The sequence below is a fragment of the Streptomyces sp. NBC_00440 genome, from assembly GCF_036014215.1.
Taxonomy (GTDB): domain Bacteria; phylum Actinomycetota; class Actinomycetes; order Streptomycetales; family Streptomycetaceae; genus Streptomyces.
In genome coordinates, this window is the sequence record NZ_CP107921.1 from 1,991,802 (window position 1) to 2,008,884 (window position 17,083).

Consider the following 17,083-nt stretch of genomic DNA (forward strand, 5'->3'; position numbering starts at 1 on the left):
CGGAGGGCACCGGCGTTGTTCCCGTACGTTGCAGCCTTCCGAAAGGGACCCATCCCCTCATGACGCAGCAGACGCAGCAGCTCACCGGCGCGGCCACCGCATCCGGGGCCCGCACCCGATGGTGGCGGGACGCCGTCATCTACCAGGTGTACGTGCGGTCCTTCGCGGACAGCGACGGGGACGGCATCGGGGATCTGCGGGGCATCGAGGAGCGGCTGCCGTACCTCGCCGAGCTGGGCGCCGACGCGGTCTGGCTCACCCCCTTCTACGCGTCGCCGCAGGCCGACGGGGGCTACGACGTCGCCGACTACCGGGTCGTGGACCCGCTGTTCGGGACGCTGTCCGACGCCGAGTCGCTGCTGCGCGCCGCGCACCGGCTGGGGCTGCGGGTGATCGTGGACGTGGTCCCCAACCACACGTCGGACCGGCATGTGTGGTTCAGGGAGGCACTGGCGGGCGGCCCGGCCCGCACCCGCTACCACTTCAGGCCCGGCCGGGGTGCGGACGGTGAACTGCCGCCCAACGACTGGCAGTCGGTGTTCGGCGGCCCGGCCTGGACGCGGGTGTCCGACGGCTCCTGGTACCTCCATCTCTTCGCCCCCGAACAGCCCGATCTCAACTGGGAGAACCCGGAGGTACGTGCGGAGTTCGAGTCGGTGCTGCGGTTCTGGCTGGAGCTCGGCGGGCGCGGCGTGGACGGGTTCCGTGTCGACGTGGCGCACGGCATGGTCAAGGCCGCCGGGCTGCCCGACATCGGCACCGCCGAGCAGGTGCGGATGATCGGCTCCCAGACGCTCCCCTTCTTCGACCAGGACGGGGTGCACGAGATCCACCGCTCCTGGCGGACGTTGCTCGACTCCTACCCGGGGGAACGCATCGGGGTCGCCGAGGCGTGGGCCCCGTCCGCCGGGCGCCTCGCCCTGTACGTGCGCCCCGACGAACTGCACCAGGCCTTCAACTTCCAGTTCCTGCGGTGTCCCTGGGACGCGGCGGCGATGCGCGCGGTGGTGGACGACTCGCTGGCCGCGACGGCTTCGGTGGGGGCGCCCACCACCTGGGTGCTCTCCAACCACGATGTCGTACGCCATGTCACGCGGTACGGGGACGGGGCGGCCGGACTGCGCCGGGCCCGCGCCGCCGCGCTGCTGATGCTGGCGCTGCCCGGCTCCGTCTACCTCTACCAGGGCGAGGAGCTCGGGCTGCCCGAAGTCACCGACCTGCCCGACGAGCTGCGCGAGGACCCGTCGTTCTTCCGCGGCGCGGGACAGGACGGGCTGCGGGACGGCTGCCGGGTGCCGATCCCCTGGACCGGAGAAGGGCCTTCGTACGGATTCGGGCCCGCCCCGGGATGGCTGCCGCAGCCGACAGGCTGGGGGGAGCTCTCCGTTGCGGCGCAGACCGGGGACGCCGGATCGACCCTGGAGCTGTACCGCGCCGCGCTCGCGCTCCGGCGCCGGGTGGACGGTCTGGGCGACGGTCCGATGAGCTGGCTCGAAGGGCCCGACGGGGTACTCGTCTTCACCCGGCCCGGTTTCGTCTGCACCGTCAACACCCTGCCGGACTCCGTCGAACTGCGCGTACCGGGAAGGCCGCTGCTGTCGTCGGCCGCCCCGGACATCTCCGGTGAATCCGTGCGCATTCCCGGTGATTCCTGCACCTGGTGGGCAATCTGACACACGCCCGGTACAGTCCCTTCCCATGACCGCACGGCTTGCCGACATCGCAACTCAGGCGGGGGTCAGCGAAGCGACGGTGAGCCGGGTCCTCAACGGCAAGCCCGGGGTAGCGGCGGCCACCCGCGAGTCCGTACTCGCCGCACTCGACGTACTCGGCTACGAACGTCCGGTACGGCTGCGGCGGCGGAGCGCCGGTCTGGTCGGTCTGATCACGCCCGAGCTGGAGAACCCGATCTTCCCGGCGCTGGCCCAGGTCATCGGCCAGGCCCTGACCCGGCAGGGGTATACGCCGGTCCTGGCCACCCAGACACCGGGCGGCTCCACCGAGGACGAGCTCACCGAGATGCTGGTGGAGCGCGGGGTCGCGGGCATCATCTTCGTCTCGGGACTGCACGCGGACACCACGGCGGACATGCGGCGCTACGAGCAGCTGCGCGCCCAGGGTGTGCCGTACGTCCTGGTCAACGGCTTCTCGGCGAAGGTGCAGGCGCCCTTCATCTCGCCCGACGACCGCGCGGCGATGCGGCTGGCCGTCACCCACCTCGCGTCGCTCGGCCACACCCGGATCGGGCTGGCGCTCGGACCGCGGCGCTTCGTGCCCGTACTGCGCAAGACAGAGGGCTTCCAGGCCGAGATGCGGGCCAGGTTCGGGCTGTCGGCGGCCGAGAGCGGGAAGCTGATCCAGCACTCGCTGTTCACGCTGGAGGGCGGCCAGGCGGCCGCGTCCGAGCTCATCGCGTCGGGCTGTACGGCGGTGGTCTGCGCCAGCGACATGATGGCACTCGGTGCCATCAGGGCCGCCCGCCAGCTGGGGTTCGACGTTCCGCGCGACATCTCGGTGGTCGGCTTCGACGACTCCCCGCTCATAGCGTTCACGGACCCGCCGATGACCACCATCAGGCAGCCGGTCACCGCCATGGGCCAGGCAGCTGTCCGGACCCTGCTCGAAGAGGTCGGCGGCACCCCTGCACCGCACAGCGAATTCGTCTTTATGACCGAGTTGGTAGTCCGTGGTTCCACCGCGGCCGCGCCGGGATCCGCGTCGGGCCCGGTATCCCGGGGCGAGGACGTCAACAAGGCGTAGCGGGTGCGGACGCGTCCCTCCCGAGGGATGATCTGTGGGAAGCCGAGTTTCTGGCAGACTCTTCCCCTATGGGTGAAACGACTGTGAAGACACTGGACGGCCATTCGGCCACCGCGTCACCCGTCGTGGCCAAGGAGCCTCACATCTCATTCATCGGGCGTCTGCGTACGCCCCGCCGCCCCCGTATCTGGTTCGAAGTACTGCTGATCGCGGTGAGTTACTGGGGTTACTCCCTGATCCGCAACGCGGTACCGGAGCAGAAGGCGGAGGCGCTGCGCAACGCGGACTGGATCTGGCACGCCGAGCACTTTCTCGGTATTTCGGTCGAGCAGCACATCAACCACGCCATAAATTCGGTGACATGGTTGATCGTCGCGATGAACTACTACTACGCGACACTGCACTTCATCATGACCATCAGCGTCCTGGTCTGGCTGTTCCACTTCCATCCGGGGCGCTACGCGGCGGCCCGTCTGGCGCTCTTCGCGACGACCGCGGTGGCGCTGGCCGGCTACTACCTGTACCCACTGGCACCGCCGCGTCTGATGAACAACAACCACTTCATCGACACGGTGCTGGTGCACCACACCTGGGGTTCGATGGCCTCGGGCAACCTCAAGAACATGTCGAACCAGTACGCCGCGATGCCCTCGATGCACATCGGCTGGTCCCTCTGGTGCGGCCTGATCATCTTCGCCCTGGCCCGTGCCCCCTGGGTCCGGATCCTGGGCCTGGTGTACCCGGCCCTGACCCTCCTGGTGATCGTCTCGACGGCGAACCACTTCTGGCTGGACGCGGTGGGCGGCGTACTCTGCCTGGCTTTCGGCACCGGCCTCTCGTACGCCTGGTACGGAGCACTGCCGCACCGGCTGCCACGGGTCCCGGAGAAGGTCAGAGCCAGCGGCAAGGGCGGTACCTTCACCCAGGGCATCCACGGCACGCTGAAGCCGGTACCGGCCAAATCGGTCCCGTCGGACCGCTGAGGCGCCCCCTGCGCACCTACGCCCCGTAGAACCGCTCCTCCATCACCCCGCGGGCCCGCCTCGTCGCGCGCCGGTAGTCGTCCAGCATGTCCCCCACGTGCCCCGTCTCGTACCCCAGGTACCGCGCCATCGCGGCCAGCTCCCGCCCGTCCGAGGGAAACGTGTCACCGGCCCTCCCCCGCACCAGCATCACCGCGTTGCGCACCCGCGACGCCAGCACCCACGCCTCGTCCAGCGTCTGCGCGTCCTCCGTGGAGATCAGGTCCGCGGCGTGCGCGGCGGAGAGCGCGGTCCGGGTGCGGGTGGTCCGCAGCCCCGGCACCTCCCAGCCGTGCTGCATCTGCAGCAGCTGCACGGTCCACTCCACGTCGCTGAGCCCGCCCCGGCCCAGCTTCGCGTGGAGCGTCGGGTCGGCGCCGCGCGGCATCCGCTCGGACTCCATCCGCGCCTTGAGACGGCGGATCTCGCGTACGGCGTCGTCCCCGAGCCCCTCGACGGGATAGCGCAGCGGGTCGACGAGCTCGATGAAGCCGCGGCCCAGCTCCGCGTCGCCGGCCATCGGCTCGGCGCGCAGCAGCGCCTGGCTCTCCCAGACGCGCGACCAGCGCCGGTAGTACGCGGCGTAGGAGGCCAGTGTCCGCACCGTCGGGCCGCTCTTGCCCTCGGGGCGCAGGTCCGCGTCGATCACCAGTGGCGGGTCGGCGGTCGGCAGCTGGAGGAGCCTGCGCATCTCGGCGACGACGGCGTTCGCGGCGCGGGCCGCCTCCTGGTCGTCCACGCCGTCCCGCGGCGCGTGCAGGAAGAGCACGTCGGCGTCCGAGCCGTAGCTCAGCTCGTGGCCGCCGAAGCGGCCCATGCCGATGACCGCGAACCGGGTGGGCAGGGTGTCGCCCCACTGCGCCCGTACGGCGGCCCGCAGCGCGCCCGCGATGGTGGCGGCGTTCAGATCGGTGACGGCGTTGCCGACCCGGTCGACCAGCGCCCCGGGATCGGATTCCGCGGGGTTCTCCTCGGTGCCGTACGAGCTGATCAGGTCGGCAGCCGCGGTACGGAACAGTTCGCGGCGGCGCACTCCGCGCGCGGACGCGACAGCGCCTTCGGGGGTCTCGGCGCGGCCGACGGCCGCCAGCACCTCCTGCTCCAGGATCTCGCGAGGGCGCGGTTCGAGCCCGCCGCGCGCACCGAGCAGCGCGACCGCCTCCGGGGCCCGCAGCAGCAGGTCGGGGGCGAGCCGGCCAGCGGAGAGGACCCGGGCGAGATTCTCGGCGGCGGCGCCCTCGTCCCGCAGCAGCCGCAGGTACCAGGGGGTCTTGCCCAGCGCGTCGGAGACCTTGCGGAAGCCGAGCAGCCCGGCGTCCGGGTCGGCGGAGTCCGCGAACCAGCCGAGCAGCACGGGCAGCAGGGTGCGCTGGATGGCGGCCTTCCTGGAGACCCCGGAGGAGAGCGCCTCCAGATGCCGCAGGGCGCCGGCCGGGTCCGCGTAGCCGAGCGCTTCGAGGCGCTGGCCCGCCGCCCTGGGGCTGAGCCGGATCTCGCCGGGCGCCAGCTGTGCGACGGCGTCCAGGAGAGGCCGGTAGAAGAGCTTCTCGTGCAGCCGCCTGACGACCGCCGCATGGCGCTTCCACTGCCTGGTGAGTTCGGCGACAGGTTCGGTGCGCAGTCCCAGCGAGCGCCCGAGCCTGCGCAGGTCCGCCGGGTCCTCCGGCACCAGGTGGGTGCGCCGGAGGCGGTACAGCTGGATCCGGTGCTCCATGGCCCGCAGGAAGCGGTAGGCCGCGTCGAGCTGCGCCGCGTCGGTCCTGCCCACGTAGCCGCCGGCTGCCAGGGCCGCGAGGGCGTCCAGGGTGTTGCCGCTGCGCAGGGTCGCGTCGTTGCGGCCGTGCACGAGCTGGAGCAGCTGGACGGCGAACTCCACGTCCCGCAGCCCGCCGGGCCCGAGTTTCAGTTCGCGGTCGACGAGGTCCGGGGGGATGTTGTCGATGACCCGGCGGCGCATCTTCTGGGCGTCGGCGACGAAGTTCTCCCGCTCGGACGCCTGCCACACCAGGGGCCCGACCGCTTCGGTGTACTCCACACCGAGCGCGGCGTCGCCCGCGACCGCGCGGGCCTTGAGGAGCGCCTGGAACTCCCAGGTCTTGGCCCAGCGGTCGTAGTACGCGAGATGGCTGGAGAGCGTACGGACCAGCGGTCCGTTGCGCCCCTCGGGCCGCAGGTTCGCGTCGACGGGCCAGATGGTGCCCTCGATGTTGGTGTCGGAGCAGATCCGCATGAGGTGTGCGGCGAGCCGGGTGGCGGCCTGCATCGCCCCGGCCTCGTCGGCGCTCTCGCCGATGCCGGTGGGCTCGATGGGCTCCGCGACGAAGATGACGTCCACGTCGGACACGTAGTTGAGCTCGTGCCCGCCGCACTTGCCCATCGCGACGACCGCGAGGCGGCAGAGCGCGGCGTCCTCGGGGGCCGCGGCCGATGCGATGGCGAGGGCGGCGCGCAGGGTGGCGGTTGCCAGGTCGGCCAGTTCGGCGGCGGCCTCCCGCACGTCGGTCGTGCCGCAGACGTCCCGGGCCGCGATGGCCAGCAGACACCGCCGGTAGGCGATCCGCAGCTCCACCGCGTCGGTCGCCCCGGCGAGCCCTTCCTCGAACTCGGGAACGCCGGGATGCAGATCGGCCGTCTCGTACGTGACGAGGGCGTGCCAGTCGTGCGGGTGCCGCGCCAGGTGGTCGCCGAGCGCCTCGGACGCGCCGAGCACCCCGAGCAGCCGGTCGCGCAGCGGCTTGGCCGCGATCAGTGTGTCCAGCAGCGTCTGCCGCTCGTCGGGCTGCTGGGACTCGGCCATGCGGACCAGCCCGAGCAGGGCGAGATCCGGGTCGGCGGTGGCACCGAGCGCGTCGAGCAGGACGGAGTCATCGCGTACGGAGGCCAGCTCGGGGGCGTCGAGCAGCCGCTCGGCCGCCGCCGGGTCGGTGAAACCGTGCCGGAGCAGCCGGGTGAACGTACTGCCTCTGCGTCCCGGCACGCTCATGCTGCCGCCTCTCGTCACGTGGCACCCGGCTGGCCGGAACACCGGTTGATCGAAGTCCGGTTCCGAGCGTAGTCGCAGCGGGCTGCGGTGGCGTTGCCGCATCGCACTGCGGGGGTCGGCCGGGTCCCCGGGGACCCGGCCGACGGCGGGTGCCGCTTGTGCCGCGGGTGGCGTTTGTGCCGTGGCAGACGGTCGGAGGCCCGGCTACTGCCCGATGCCGTTCTCCTCCGTCGCCCCGGAGGCGTCCAGGGTCACCTTGGCGATGGACTGGCAGGTGTCGCTGAGGCTGGAGGAGTTGTAAGTGCCCTTGCCCGCACTGGTGGTGGGAATGCCGAACAGCAGCTTGGAGTACTTGGCGTCGGCGCAGACGGTGGCGGGGTTGTTCCAGTCGAAGTACTCGGTCCAGCTGTCGAAGCTGGATCCGGCCATCGGATGGTCGCCGTCGATCTTGATGTTCCCGAGGACCGTGGTGGTGCCCGCGGTCCTGTCGACGATGGAGTACTTCCAGTACGAGCCGGACTGCTGCGCCGCCTCCATCGCGTACTGGTGCCCTTCGACGGGCCGCTGGTCGAGCCGGCAGGTCTTGCCGGTGCCGCCCTCGTCGAAGTCCTGGCAGTAGGTTCCGGAGCCGCCCGCGGTGGCCTCCGTACCGTTCCAGATCGAGACGAGGAACATCCCGCCGCCGTCCTGGTGGGTCTGGAACCCCATGTACCCAGAAGCCCCGCTGCCGGCGAAGTTGAACTGGGTCGACCAGTAGGCGTTGTAGTTGCCGGGCGAGTGCTGGAGCGTCATCGGGATGGAGACCGATGTGACGTCGGAGGGTGCGCTCCAGTAGGCGTACGTACCGGGGGTCTGCCCGGTGTCGGCGGCCTGTACGGGGGCCGCTGGCCCCATGAGCAGCACGGCGGCGCCCGCCGCCGTGGCCAGTGTTCCGGTGGTGAGCAGGTGCCGCATCCGCATGTGTGTCTCCTGTGTGGGGGTGGAGTTCACTGCTGGCGTTGTGCAGCCTGGTGAGTGGTTCTGTTCACCGAGGGCTTTGGACAAGCACGTTCACGCACCAACTGACGCTTCGTCAACGGCTGGTGACGAAAAGACAAGTGCTGCCCTGCCAAAGTCCAAGAGCCACTTCGCCGGGCCCGGCCACACCGGGAATCGGCGGACGGCGTCAGGGCGCGGTGTTCAGTGCCCGGAGGCTGGCTGTCGCCTGGCCGGAGCGCAGCGGAAGGAAGACCTGCTGTCCGGCCACCACGTGCTGCCCCTGCTTGCTGAGGATGAAACGGATCAGCTCCTCCATCACCGGGTCCAGCTGCTTCCCGGGCCGCTTGTTGACGTTGAAGTACGTAACCCTGCTCAGCGGGTAGGCGGCCGAGGCGACGTTCTCGTACGTGGGGGCGTAGGCGGCGTCACCGACGTGATCGCTGAGCGAGAGGACCTTGACGCCCTGGTCGACGCAGGCCATGCCGGTGTACCCGATGGCGTAGGGATCGTCGTGGACGTCCTTGGCCAGGTTGAAGACCGTCTTCTCCCAGTGCACGTTCGGGTCCGCGGGCGTACTGCCGTCAGCCGCGCCCGGCCTCCACTCACCGCGCTTGCCGTTGTGGTCGAGCACCCTCTGGCGTGCGAACTCCTCGAATCCGTTCCACGGCTGAAGCCCGACGATATGGATCGGCTTGTCGGCCCAGTCACCGGTCACGCCCAGATCCCCCCATGTCCTGGCCGCCTTGCCGCCGCGGTTGCGGGTGGTGGAGAGCGCGGCGTCGAGCTGGTCGAGGGAGAGCTTGTCGATCCCGCGAGGAGATCCGAAAACTTCGCACGGAACGCGACCAGCTCCAGCGCAACGCACGCCTCCACCTCGGCCACCAACTCGACCAGATCGGCGCCGCCGATCTCACCACCAGAGTCTATGAACTCAACCATTCCAAAGTTGAGTTGGAAGCACTCCTCGCCACCAAGACCGTCGAGGCCAACGGCCTCGCCCACCGCGTGACCGAGCTCGAAGACGAGCTCACCGCCGCCCGCACCAGCCTCCGTCAGATGATCAAAAACCAGAGCAAAGGGGCCACGTCGTCCACATGACTACCCGGCAGCCTTCACCTGCCCGGACAGAATCACCCCTGGCAGATGGGAAAACGGGTCGCCTGCCCGCGCACCGATCAGGCACTGTCCCCGGCAGAAGGGCGCTTGGGGAGTGCGGGCGACCGATGCGCCTGTCGAAATCCGAGGCTGATCTGTATGGGCCGATCCGCCGCGACCACCGCGCCAGGATGTCGGCTCTCACCGGCCGGGTGTCTCAGCGGAAGATGTTGGCATTCTCCGCAACCCACTGCCGGAACGGTCTGCCCGACGAGCCGGTGACCTGTGAAACCGTGTCGCGCACCGCGAGCAACTCGTCATTGACGTCTCCGCCCGTGACGTCGAGCACTGCATCCGCTGCCTCGTGCCCGAAGACCGCGGCCATCTGAGCATGGGCCTCCTGCCGGCTGATCTCCATGAAGGGCACCTCCCGCCCGAGGGCTGCCGCGATGGCCTTGACCTGCTGCCGGGCTGTCACCGGCTCCGGACCGGTCAGGGCATACGTCCGCCCCTGGTGGCCGGGCTCGGTCAGCGCAACCCGCGCCACCGACGCGATGTCCGCGGGGTGGATCGTGGGCAGCCCGGTGTCCGCATACGGCGCGCGGACCGCCTCACGGTCGCGGATCGACGCCGCCCACATCAGAGCGTTCGAGGCGAACTGCGTCGGCCGCAGGATCGTCCAGGCCATGCCACTGTCCTTGAGTAGCCGCTCGACCGCCAGGTTCTCGCCGGCGGGGCCCAGGTGCGGATGGGTCTGGACGGTAATGGACGACACCAGCACCACGTGCTCCACACCCGCCCGACGGGCTGCCGCGAGGATGTTCGCGTCCGGGCCCACACGCGACAACAGGAACAGCGAGCGCACCCCGCCCAGAGCGGGCTTCAACGACTCCTGCACCGCGAAGTCACCCTCAATGGCCTCGACCTCTGCGGGGAACGCCGCCCGTGAGGCGTCACGGGTGAACCCTCTCAGCGGCCCCGCACCGCATGCGTGCAACTCCCCCAGCAGTGCACTTCCTATGTTTCCGGTGGCTCCGGTCACGAGGATCATGAGCGCGTTCTCCCGTCGGCAGGTGAGCAACTTGAGGACACGCTAAAAGCTCAATCGCACTTCAGGTCAAGGAAAGCCTGCACGCTCGTCGAGCGACATCGGAACTCACTGGTATCCAGAAGCGCGCAGACCCTCCACTGGCATCCGAACTCGTCGACAAGCGACACCCGTTGAGGGCTACAGCCGAGGGGCAGCCTGGATGACGTCGTGGAGAGCGCGGAGTGCTCCTGCGACGCCGGTGACGACAACCCCCACTGACCGACACGGCCCGGTCGATTCCGTTCAGGCCCCGGTTCGTTCACGCCGGGGCCCGAACCCCGACCGGCCGCCCCTCAGGATGCCGCTCATGTTCTTCCGCTGGGACTGGCTCCGGTCCGTACTGACCGCGCCGATCGTGCCGACTCTCGGTCCCGTCCACCCGCACGCGCTCACCGTCGACCTCGCATCCAGCTCCAGGACTTCACGGCCCGTTCCTGCCCCGACCCCGGCGGCCCGGTCCGCCCGGTCACCGACTGGCCGACCACCGTGCAGGAGACCTTCGTTCCGTTCGCCGAGGCCATGGCGGGCGTTGGTTTGGCCTTCCTTCACACCCAGATGCAGGCCGGCCGGTGCGGCCCGGTCCTCGCTGCCTCCGTCGAAGACCGCATCGTGGGCGCGATCGGCCTCATGGAGGTACGCCCCGATGCCATCGGATGCCCTCAGCTCATGCCCCAGTACTTCGCCGTCCTGCCCGGGGCGCGGGAGCTGGGACTGGGCCGCATGCTGTGGCGGGCCGCGATGCACTGGGGCCAGTCCCACGGCGCTGCCTACCAACTCCTCCAGACCGAGGTCAGCGGCCCCTCCGACCGGCTGTGTCAGGCCGGAGGACTGACCTCCCTCGGCTTCAGCCACATCACCCGGGTATGGCCGCCGGATCCGGCCTTCCGGGCCCGCAACTGCGAAGTGCGGGCCCGGGAACGAAAACCGAGCGGGAAACCCTCGCTGACCTGCCCCTACAACACCGGCAGGTTCTTCCGCAGCTCGAAGGCGGTGACCTCGCTGCGGTACTCCTCCCACTCCTGCTTCTTGTTGCGCAGGAAGAAGTCGAAGACATGCTCGCCGAGCGTCTCGGCGACCAGTTCGCTGCGCTCCATCAGTTCGATCGCCTCGCCCAGGTTCTGCGGCAGCGGCTCGATGCCCATCGCGCGGCGCTCCGAGTCGGAGAGCGCCCACACGTCGTCGTCGGCGCCGGCCGGGAGTTCGTAGTTCTCCTCGACGCCCTTGAGCCCCGCCGCGAGCAGCAGCGCGTAGGTCAGGTACGGGTTGGCCCCGGAGTCGATGGAGCGGACCTCGACCCGCGCCGAGCCGGTCTTGCCCGGCTTGTACATGGGGACGCGGATCAGCGCGGAGCGGTTGTTGTGCCCCCAGCAGATGTACGAGGGGGCCTCGCCGCCCGCCCCCGCGCTGCGCGCCGAGCCGCCCCAGATCCGCTTGTAGGAGTTGACCCACTGGTTGGTGACCGCGCAGACCTCTGCGGCGTGCGTCAGCAGGCCCGCGATGAAGGACCGGCCCACCTTGGAGAGCTGGTATTCGGAGCCCGACTCGTAGAAGGCGTTGCGGTCGCCCTCGAAGAGGGAGAGGTGGGTGTGCATGCCCGAGCCCGGGTACTCGCTGAACGGCTTCGGCATGAAGGTGGCCTGCACCCCCTGTTCCAGCGCGACCTGCTTCATGACCAGCCGGAAGGTCATGATGTTGTCGGCGGTCGACAGCGCGTCGGCGTACCGGAGATCGATCTCCTGCTGTCCCGGTGCGCCCTCGTGGTGGCTGAACTCGACCGAGATGCCCATGGATTCGAGCATGGTGATCGCCTGGCGGCGGAAGTCCATGCCGACGTTCTGCGGAGTGTGGTCGAAGTAGCCGGAGTTGTCGGCGGGGGTGGGGCGGGTGCCGTCGAGCGGCTTGTCCTTCAGGAGGTAGAACTCGATCTCCGGGTGGGTGTAGAAGGTGAAGCCCAGGTCGGAGGTCTTGGCCAGGATCCGCTTCAGCACATAGCGGGGGTCGGCGAAGGACGGGGAGCCGTCCGGCATCAGGATGTCGCAGAACATCCGGGCGGTACCGGGAGCCTCCGCGCGCCACGGCAGGATCTGGAAGGTACTGGGGTCCGGCTTGGCGATCATGTCGGACTCGTAGACCCGCGCGAATCCCTCGATGGCCGATCCGTCGAAACCGATGCCCTCGTCGAAGGCCTGCTCCAGCTCGGCGGGTGCCACGGCGACCGACTTCAGGAACCCGAGGACGTCGGTGAACCACAGGCGCACAAAGCGGATGTCGCGCTCCTCCAGCGTACGGAGTACGAATTCCTGCTGTTTATCCATACCGTTCCTACCTATCCTTGCTGGTCAGCCACCTGCTCCCACGCCTCCGGAGTCACCGGGGCTCATGAGCATCCCACCACACGATTTCCAGCATGTTGCGAACCCTCGTCCGAACATCTGACCCCGTTCGGGTGTACCGCAGCCTCCATTGTGAGTCACGTGGGGGCCGTGAACGAGTCAGGGTCGCTGCCCTCCCGGACGGCCCCCGCGCGGGCGGCGGGCACGTCGAACACCCGCGTACGGAGTTGATGTTGTGCGGGCCGCCGGCCGGCTACCAGCGGACCAGCGCGCCCAGCAGGGACGCCCCCGCGACCAGCCACGCGACGTAGTCACCGACGTGCCCCGAGTGGAGCCGGCGCAGTGGCCGGAACCGGTCGGGGCCGCCGAGACGGTCCGGCCGGCGCACGGCCACGGTGGCCAGGGCCGCCGCGAGCACCGTGGACAGCAGTCCCAGGAGCACTCCGGCAGCCGACCACGCGGGCCCGTGGTCCGCCTTCCCCGGAATCGCCTCGTCCAGCGCGTGGCCGACCGCGCCGGCGATACCCGGCACCACACCGGCGGCCAGTGCCCCGGCGAGCAGCACCGCCGGCACGGCGAGCATGGTGTCGGGGACGCGGGACAGCGGCCGGTCGCCGGTCTCGGGCTCCTCGTGCTCACCGCTCGTCTCGTACCGGCGGCTCTCCTCCGGGGGCCTGCCGAAACCGCCGAAGACCCGCGCGGCGACGCGCAGCACCGCTCCCCCCGTGAGCACCGACACCGCGACGCAGAGCACCGTGAGGGGGATGCCTGCCGACTCCTCGATGACTGCCTTGCCCAGGGCCGTGCCGAACGGCGGCAGCCCCGCGAGTGCGAGACCGCCGGCCGTGAACAGCACACCGACGAACGGGAGTCCACGCGCCCGGCCGTGCAGTTCGTGCTCGTCGATGGAGCCGTAACGGTCGAGGAGGATCCCGGCGCAGGCGAAGAGCGCCGCCTTCACACCCGCGTGCCCCAGCACGTACAGCGCGACGCCCGCAGACGCCTGCGGGGTGAGCAGTCCGAGGCCGACGAGGAAGAGGCCGGTGTGCGCGACGGTCGAGAAGGCGAGCAGGCGTTTGAGATGGCGCTGGTACCAGCACATGACCGCCCCGACCAGGGCGGTCAGTACGCCGAGGGTCACCAGGGCCCGCTCGGCGTCGTGCGCCGGGACGCCGCCCGGGCCGCCGAAGACCGTCCAGTAGACCCGCCCCGTCCCGTACACACCGAGCTCGACCATCACACCGGAGAGCAGCATGCAGACCGGGGTGGGGGCGACCGCGTGCGCGTCGGGAAGCCAGAAGTGGAAGGGGACGGCGGCCGCTTTGACGAGCAGCCCGGTGAGGATGAGGACGAAGGCGGTGAGGACGAGGGCGTCCGGTCCGCCCTGCTCGTCCAGGCGGCGCCCGATGGCCCGCATACCGAGTTCACCGGTCCGTGCGTAGAGCAGCACGATCCCGGTGAGCGTGGCGTACGCGCCGAGCGAGTTGACGATGCCGAAGGTGAGGGCGCCCTGGACCGCTTTCGCCTCCTCGACCCGGTAGCCGGTGAGCGCATAGGCGACCACGCTCATCAGCTCGAAGAAGACGAAGGCGTTGAAGAGGTCCCCGGTGAGCACGAAGCCGCACATTCCTGCCTGGAAGAGCAGGACGAGCGCGGGGAACGCCCCGGCGTGCCGCAGCGGTGGCTCGTCGAAGTACCGCCAGGAGTAGGCGAGTACGGCGACGACGAGCAGGGAGATCAGCGTGGCGATGCCCAGCGCGAGCGGGTCGCCGGTGAGGACGATGCCGACGCTCTGCCCGTGCTCCGGGGTCCAGCCGCCGACCCATTCGGCTGCGTGGTCCGTGCCGCCCGCGAACAGGACGGCGGAGAGCGCCGCGGTGCCCGCGGCGAAGGCGGCGGCGATCACTTCGGCGGCGGACCTGGGCAGCCTGCGGCCGGCGGCGACCAGGGCGACGGCCCCGGCGAGCGGGAGCGCCACGATCAGCGGCAGCAGCTGGTTCAGCTGCCCGGACCCGTTCATCCGCGCAGCTCGGAGAGTTCGTCGGGGTCGACGGTGCCGTGCCGTTTGTCGACCTGCACGACGAGCGCGAGCAGCAGTGCGGTGAGGGTGGCGCCGACCACCACGTCGGTCAGGGCCAGGGCCTGCACGACGGGATCCACCAGGGGCCGTGAGCCCGGCTTCAGATCGGAGAAGACCGGGGCGGTGCCGCCGTCGCGGTAGCCGACGGAGAGGAGGAGGACATAGGTGGAGGACTGGCAGACGGCGAGGCAGCCCACGGCATGGATGAGATTGCGGCTGGTGGCGAGGCCGTAGATACCGATGACGAAGATCCATCCGGCGATCGCGTACGGCAGTGCGGACATCATCGCGTCGCTGTCTCCGTCTCTGTCTCCTCGATCTCCAGTGCCTGGTCGAGGAAGCCGGCGAGGAGGACGACCACCGCGCAGGCGACCTCGACCCCGATGGCCGCGTTGAGCAGCGGCACGGTCCCGCCCGACGCGAGGGTGTTGAAGGTGCCGTACGGCAGGAAGTTGGCGAGGAACGAGGTCCCGCAGAGGAGTCCCGCGAGCCCCAGGACCAGATAGGCGCCCTCGCCCGCCGCGTCACCGATGTGGTAGACGCCGATGGGCCGGACCCGCTCCAGCGCCCGGTAGTCGACCGCGATGTAGAGCAGATGCAGGGCGGTGGCCATCACGACGCCGCCCTGGAATCCGCCGCCGGGGCTGAGCTGGCCGTGCGCGACCACGTACGCCCCCGCGAGCAGGGTGACGGGCAGCGCCACCAGCGCGTAGCGGCGCACGGAGCGCAGGACGGGGGCGGGCTCGGGGCGGTGCTGCCGCTCGCCCCGTGTCTGGCGCAGCAGCACGACCGTGCCGAGGACCGCGCCGAAGAGGATGCTCTCCTCCCCCAGGGTGTCGAAGGCCCGCTGGTCGAAGTTGACGGAGGAGATGACGTTGGCGGTGTGCCGGCTCAGCGCCGCCCGCACCGCGCGCTCGCCGTACGGGTGGACAGCACCGCCGAAGCGCGGGAGCAGCCGGTACGCGCCGGCGAGCATGGCCGCGAGTCCGGCCAGGCCCAGGGCCAGCACCCACAGTCGCAGCCGTCGGCTCATCCGCTCCGCTCCTTCCGCTCGCCCCGGCGCCTGCGGCGGACCTTGCGTACGGAGAGGAGCACCAGCAGCGGGGTGAGCGCGGAGCCCACCGAGAGCTGGGAGAGCGCCACGTCCGGGGCCTGGAGGACGGTGAACAGCACGGCCAGGGCGAGGCCGAGTACCGAGAGGACCAGCGCCTGCCGGGCAGGGTCCCGGACCAGGACGGCGGCGGTCGCGGCGGCCGCGACCAGCAGCAGCGCGATGGTGATCAGCGCGTCAGTCATGGGGCGCCGCCTCCGGGACCGGGTCGTCCAGCGCCCGTGAAGCGACGACGTTGCCGACGACCAGCAGGGCCCCGATGACGAGCAGCTTGACCGTCGCCCGGCCCGGCCCGGTCACCACGCACAGCGGCAGGACGACCAGCACCGTGGCGGCGACGGCCGGCCAGCTGGTCCGGGAGCTGTGCGGCGGGTCGTCCGCCAGGTCGTCGGCGAGCAGCCGGGCGTACACCAGGGTGCCGACCGGGCCGAGTACCGCGAGAACGAGGGCGAGATCGGTGTACGCGGAGGAGCGGCCGAACCCCTGGGCGAGCAGCAGCAGGGCGAGGCAGACCAGCAGAGTGGCCTGGTTCTGGGCGACGACGCGGCGCCGCAGCGGGCCGGTGGCCACCCCCCACAGGGCCGGCGCCAGCCCGCAGACCAGCAGCGCTGCGGCGGCGAAGAGCCAGCCGTTCACCGTTGCCTCACCGCCGTCCGTGCCGCGCGGGCGGCGACTGCCGCCGGCAGCGCCAACGCCGCTCCCACCACTGCTTCCAGTACGTCCACGGTGCTGATGAGGACCAGCCACAGCGCCGTCAGAGCCGCCCACCAGAGCAGCAGTTCCGCGGCGATCGCATACTTGTGCACCCTTCGTCCACCTCCGTACGCCAGTGCCCCGGCCACAGTGCCGCACTTGTGCTGTCCGGCCCCTGTGCCATGCCGCATGCCCCGCCATTACGATCTGAGCCCCCGGACCGTCCGTATCCCACCAGGACTTGAGGACTCATCGATGGCTTCGACGCAGGGCTCGAAGAACGATCGCAGGACCCGAATAGAGGAGATGCGCCGCGCCGAGAAGTCGCGTGAGCGCCGTGTCCGTATCGCCGCGATCACGGTGGCGGCGGTCGCCGTGGCGGGTCTTGTGGGCTTCGGTACGTATCTCGTCAGCGACAGCTCGTCGAACAGCACCGCGTCGGACAGCACGGCGTCCGACAGCACGGCGGACGGCGCGACGACAGCCGGGCCCATCAAGGGTGAGCGGGACTGGGACATCAAGAAGCTCGGCCGCACCCACGTCACCACGAAGGTGAACTATCCGATGACGCCGCCGGTGGGCGGGAACCACAACCAGGTCTGGATGGACTGCAACGGGAACGTCTACACCAAGCCGCTCCCCGACATGAACGCCGTCCACTCGCTGGAGCACGGCTCGGTCTGGGTCACCTACACGGACAAGGCCCCGGCGGCCGATGTGAAGAAGCTCGGCGCGAAGGTGTCGAGGACCCCGTACTCGCTGATGAGCCCGTACCCGGGCCAGTCGGGTGCGATCATGCTCAGCGCCTGGGGCAAGCAGGTGACGGTGGACGGCGCGGACGATCCGAGGGTGAACCAGTTCTTCACCAAGTACGTGCAGGGCCCGCAGACCCCGGAGCCGGGCGCGGCGTGCACGGGCGGGCTGGACGGCCAGTGAGC

General features: G+C 70.3%; 16 protein-coding genes and 1 pseudogene. 6 read left to right on the forward strand and 11 right to left on the reverse strand.

Features of this window, described 5'->3' with window-relative positions; genetic code table 11:
- Positions 1 to 59 precede the first annotated feature (59 nt).
- The 3 genes from OHB13_RS08910 (at position 60) to OHB13_RS08920 (ending at position 3,743) form a co-directional block, all read left to right on the forward strand.
- The gene (locus tag OHB13_RS08910) at positions 60 to 1,673 is read left to right on the forward strand and encodes a glycoside hydrolase family 13 protein (protein WP_266857684.1); all 1,614 of its coding nucleotides are present in this window, start codon (positions 60 to 62) and stop codon (positions 1,671 to 1,673) included.
- A 25-nt stretch (positions 1,674 to 1,698) separates the two neighbouring features.
- The gene (locus OHB13_RS08915; RefSeq protein WP_266857683.1) at positions 1,699 to 2,760 is read left to right on the forward strand and encodes a LacI family DNA-binding transcriptional regulator; all 1,062 of its coding nucleotides are present in this window, start codon (positions 1,699 to 1,701) and stop codon (positions 2,758 to 2,760) included.
- Positions 2,761 to 2,828: 68 nt separating this feature from the next.
- Entirely contained in the window at positions 2,829 to 3,743 is a 915-nt protein-coding gene (locus OHB13_RS08920; RefSeq protein ID WP_266857682.1) for a phosphatase PAP2 family protein, read from the forward strand.
- Between the two features lie 16 nt (positions 3,744 to 3,759).
- Here the strand turns inward: OHB13_RS08920 and OHB13_RS08925 are convergent, their stop codons facing one another.
- The 3 genes from OHB13_RS08925 to OHB13_RS08935 all read right to left on the reverse strand — a co-directional run bounded on the left by OHB13_RS08925 (position 3,760) and on the right by OHB13_RS08935 (position 8,608).
- Entirely contained in the window at positions 3,760 to 6,765 is a 3,006-nt protein-coding gene (locus tag OHB13_RS08925) for a bifunctional [glutamine synthetase] adenylyltransferase/[glutamine synthetase]-adenylyl-L-tyrosine phosphorylase (RefSeq protein ID WP_328376690.1), read from the reverse strand.
- Positions 6,766 to 6,969: 204 nt separating this feature from the next.
- Positions 6,970 to 7,725: a DUF3472 domain-containing protein gene (locus OHB13_RS08930; protein ID WP_266857680.1), complete on the reverse strand. Its 756-nt coding sequence runs from the start codon at positions 7,723 to 7,725 to the stop codon at positions 6,970 to 6,972.
- A 205-nt stretch (positions 7,726 to 7,930) separates the two neighbouring features.
- Positions 7,931 to 8,608 (reverse strand): PstS family phosphate ABC transporter substrate-binding protein, encoded by a 678-nt coding sequence (locus OHB13_RS08935; RefSeq protein WP_328376691.1) that lies wholly within the window; start codon positions 8,606 to 8,608, stop codon positions 7,931 to 7,933.
- Between the two features lie 86 nt (positions 8,609 to 8,694).
- Between OHB13_RS08935 and OHB13_RS08940 the strand changes: the two genes are divergently transcribed.
- A complete protein-coding gene (locus OHB13_RS08940) occupies positions 8,695 to 8,841 on the forward strand; it encodes a hypothetical protein (protein ID WP_328376692.1) in 147 nt (48 codons plus the stop codon).
- Positions 8,842 to 9,055: 214 nt separating this feature from the next.
- On the opposite strand, the gene OHB13_RS08945 is transcribed toward OHB13_RS08940, so the two are convergent.
- A complete protein-coding gene (locus OHB13_RS08945; RefSeq protein ID WP_328376693.1) occupies positions 9,056 to 9,889 on the reverse strand; it encodes an NAD(P)H-binding protein in 834 nt (277 codons plus the stop codon).
- A 346-nt stretch (positions 9,890 to 10,235) separates the two neighbouring features.
- Between OHB13_RS08945 and OHB13_RS08950 the strand changes: the two are divergent.
- Positions 10,236 to 10,792: pseudogene (locus OHB13_RS08950) on the forward strand (GNAT family N-acetyltransferase); the annotation flags it as partial.
- An 89-nt stretch (positions 10,793 to 10,881) separates the two neighbouring features.
- On the opposite strand, the gene OHB13_RS08955 reads toward OHB13_RS08950, so the two are convergent.
- From OHB13_RS08955 to OHB13_RS08985, 7 genes are all read right to left on the reverse strand, one after another.
- Positions 10,882 to 12,243: a glutamine synthetase family protein gene (locus tag OHB13_RS08955; protein ID WP_266857663.1), complete on the reverse strand. Its 1,362-nt coding sequence runs from the start codon at positions 12,241 to 12,243 to the stop codon at positions 10,882 to 10,884.
- 271 nt (positions 12,244 to 12,514) lie between these two features.
- Positions 12,515 to 14,263 (reverse strand): complex I subunit 5 family protein, encoded by a 1,749-nt coding sequence (locus tag OHB13_RS08960; protein WP_328380247.1) that lies wholly within the window; start codon positions 14,261 to 14,263, stop codon positions 12,515 to 12,517.
- Between the two features lie 14 nt (positions 14,264 to 14,277).
- The gene (locus tag OHB13_RS08965; protein ID WP_266861136.1) at positions 14,278 to 14,625 is read right to left on the reverse strand and encodes a sodium:proton antiporter; all 348 of its coding nucleotides are present in this window, start codon (positions 14,623 to 14,625) and stop codon (positions 14,278 to 14,280) included.
- A complete protein-coding gene (locus OHB13_RS08970) occupies positions 14,625 to 15,374 on the reverse strand; it encodes an MnhB domain-containing protein (RefSeq protein ID WP_266857661.1) in 750 nt (249 codons plus the stop codon). The genes OHB13_RS08965 and OHB13_RS08970 overlap by 1 nt, the downstream gene beginning before the upstream one ends.
- On the reverse strand, positions 15,371 to 15,637 hold the full coding sequence (locus tag OHB13_RS08975) for a DUF4040 domain-containing protein (RefSeq protein WP_266857659.1): 267 nt from the start codon (positions 15,635 to 15,637) through the stop codon (positions 15,371 to 15,373). The genes OHB13_RS08970 and OHB13_RS08975 overlap by 4 nt, the downstream gene beginning before the upstream one ends.
- Positions 15,630 to 16,088, reverse strand: a complete 459-nt coding sequence (locus OHB13_RS08980) for a monovalent cation/H+ antiporter complex subunit F (protein WP_266857657.1) — start codon at positions 16,086 to 16,088, stop codon at positions 15,630 to 15,632. The genes OHB13_RS08975 and OHB13_RS08980 overlap by 8 nt, the downstream gene beginning before the upstream one ends.
- Entirely contained in the window at positions 16,085 to 16,258 is a 174-nt protein-coding gene (locus OHB13_RS08985) for a hypothetical protein (RefSeq protein WP_328376694.1), read from the reverse strand. Before OHB13_RS08985 ends, OHB13_RS08980 begins: the two co-directional genes overlap by 4 nt.
- A 142-nt stretch (positions 16,259 to 16,400) precedes the next feature.
- On the opposite strand from OHB13_RS08985, the gene OHB13_RS08990 reads away from it, so the two are divergent.
- Positions 16,401 to 17,081 carry a DUF3105 domain-containing protein gene (locus OHB13_RS08990; RefSeq protein WP_328376695.1) on the forward strand — a complete coding sequence of 227 codons (681 nt, stop codon included), beginning with the start codon at positions 16,401 to 16,403 and terminating at the stop codon, positions 17,079 to 17,081.
- Positions 17,082 to 17,083 lie beyond the last annotated feature (2 nt).

Bases quoted from the DNA above. Each gene is read 5' to 3' on its own strand.
- OHB13_RS08910 (WP_266857684.1), top strand. From the start codon at position 60: ATGACGCAGCAGACGCAGCAGCTCACCGGCGCGGCCACCGCATCCGGG.
- OHB13_RS08915 (WP_266857683.1), top strand. From the start codon at position 1,699: ATGACCGCACGGCTTGCCGACATCGCAACTCAGGCGGGGGTCAGCGAA.
- OHB13_RS08920 (WP_266857682.1), top strand. From the start codon at position 2,829: ATGGGTGAAACGACTGTGAAGACACTGGACGGCCATTCGGCCACCGCG.
- OHB13_RS08925 (WP_328376690.1), bottom strand. From the start codon at position 6,765: ATGAGCGTGCCGGGACGCAGAGGCAGTACGTTCACCCGGCTGCTCCGG.
- OHB13_RS08930 (WP_266857680.1), bottom strand. From the start codon at position 7,725: ATGCGGATGCGGCACCTGCTCACCACCGGAACACTGGCCACGGCGGCG.
- OHB13_RS08945 (WP_328376693.1), bottom strand. From the start codon at position 9,889: ATGATCCTCGTGACCGGAGCCACCGGAAACATAGGAAGTGCACTGCTG.
- OHB13_RS08955 (WP_266857663.1), bottom strand. From the start codon at position 12,243: ATGGATAAACAGCAGGAATTCGTACTCCGTACGCTGGAGGAGCGCGAC.
- OHB13_RS08965 (WP_266861136.1), bottom strand. From the start codon at position 14,625: ATGTCCGCACTGCCGTACGCGATCGCCGGATGGATCTTCGTCATCGGT.
- OHB13_RS08970 (WP_266857661.1), bottom strand. From the start codon at position 15,374: ATGAGCCGACGGCTGCGACTGTGGGTGCTGGCCCTGGGCCTGGCCGGA.
- OHB13_RS08975 (WP_266857659.1), bottom strand. From the start codon at position 15,637: ATGACTGACGCGCTGATCACCATCGCGCTGCTGCTGGTCGCGGCCGCC.
- OHB13_RS08990 (WP_328376695.1), top strand. From the start codon at position 16,401: ATGGCTTCGACGCAGGGCTCGAAGAACGATCGCAGGACCCGAATAGAG.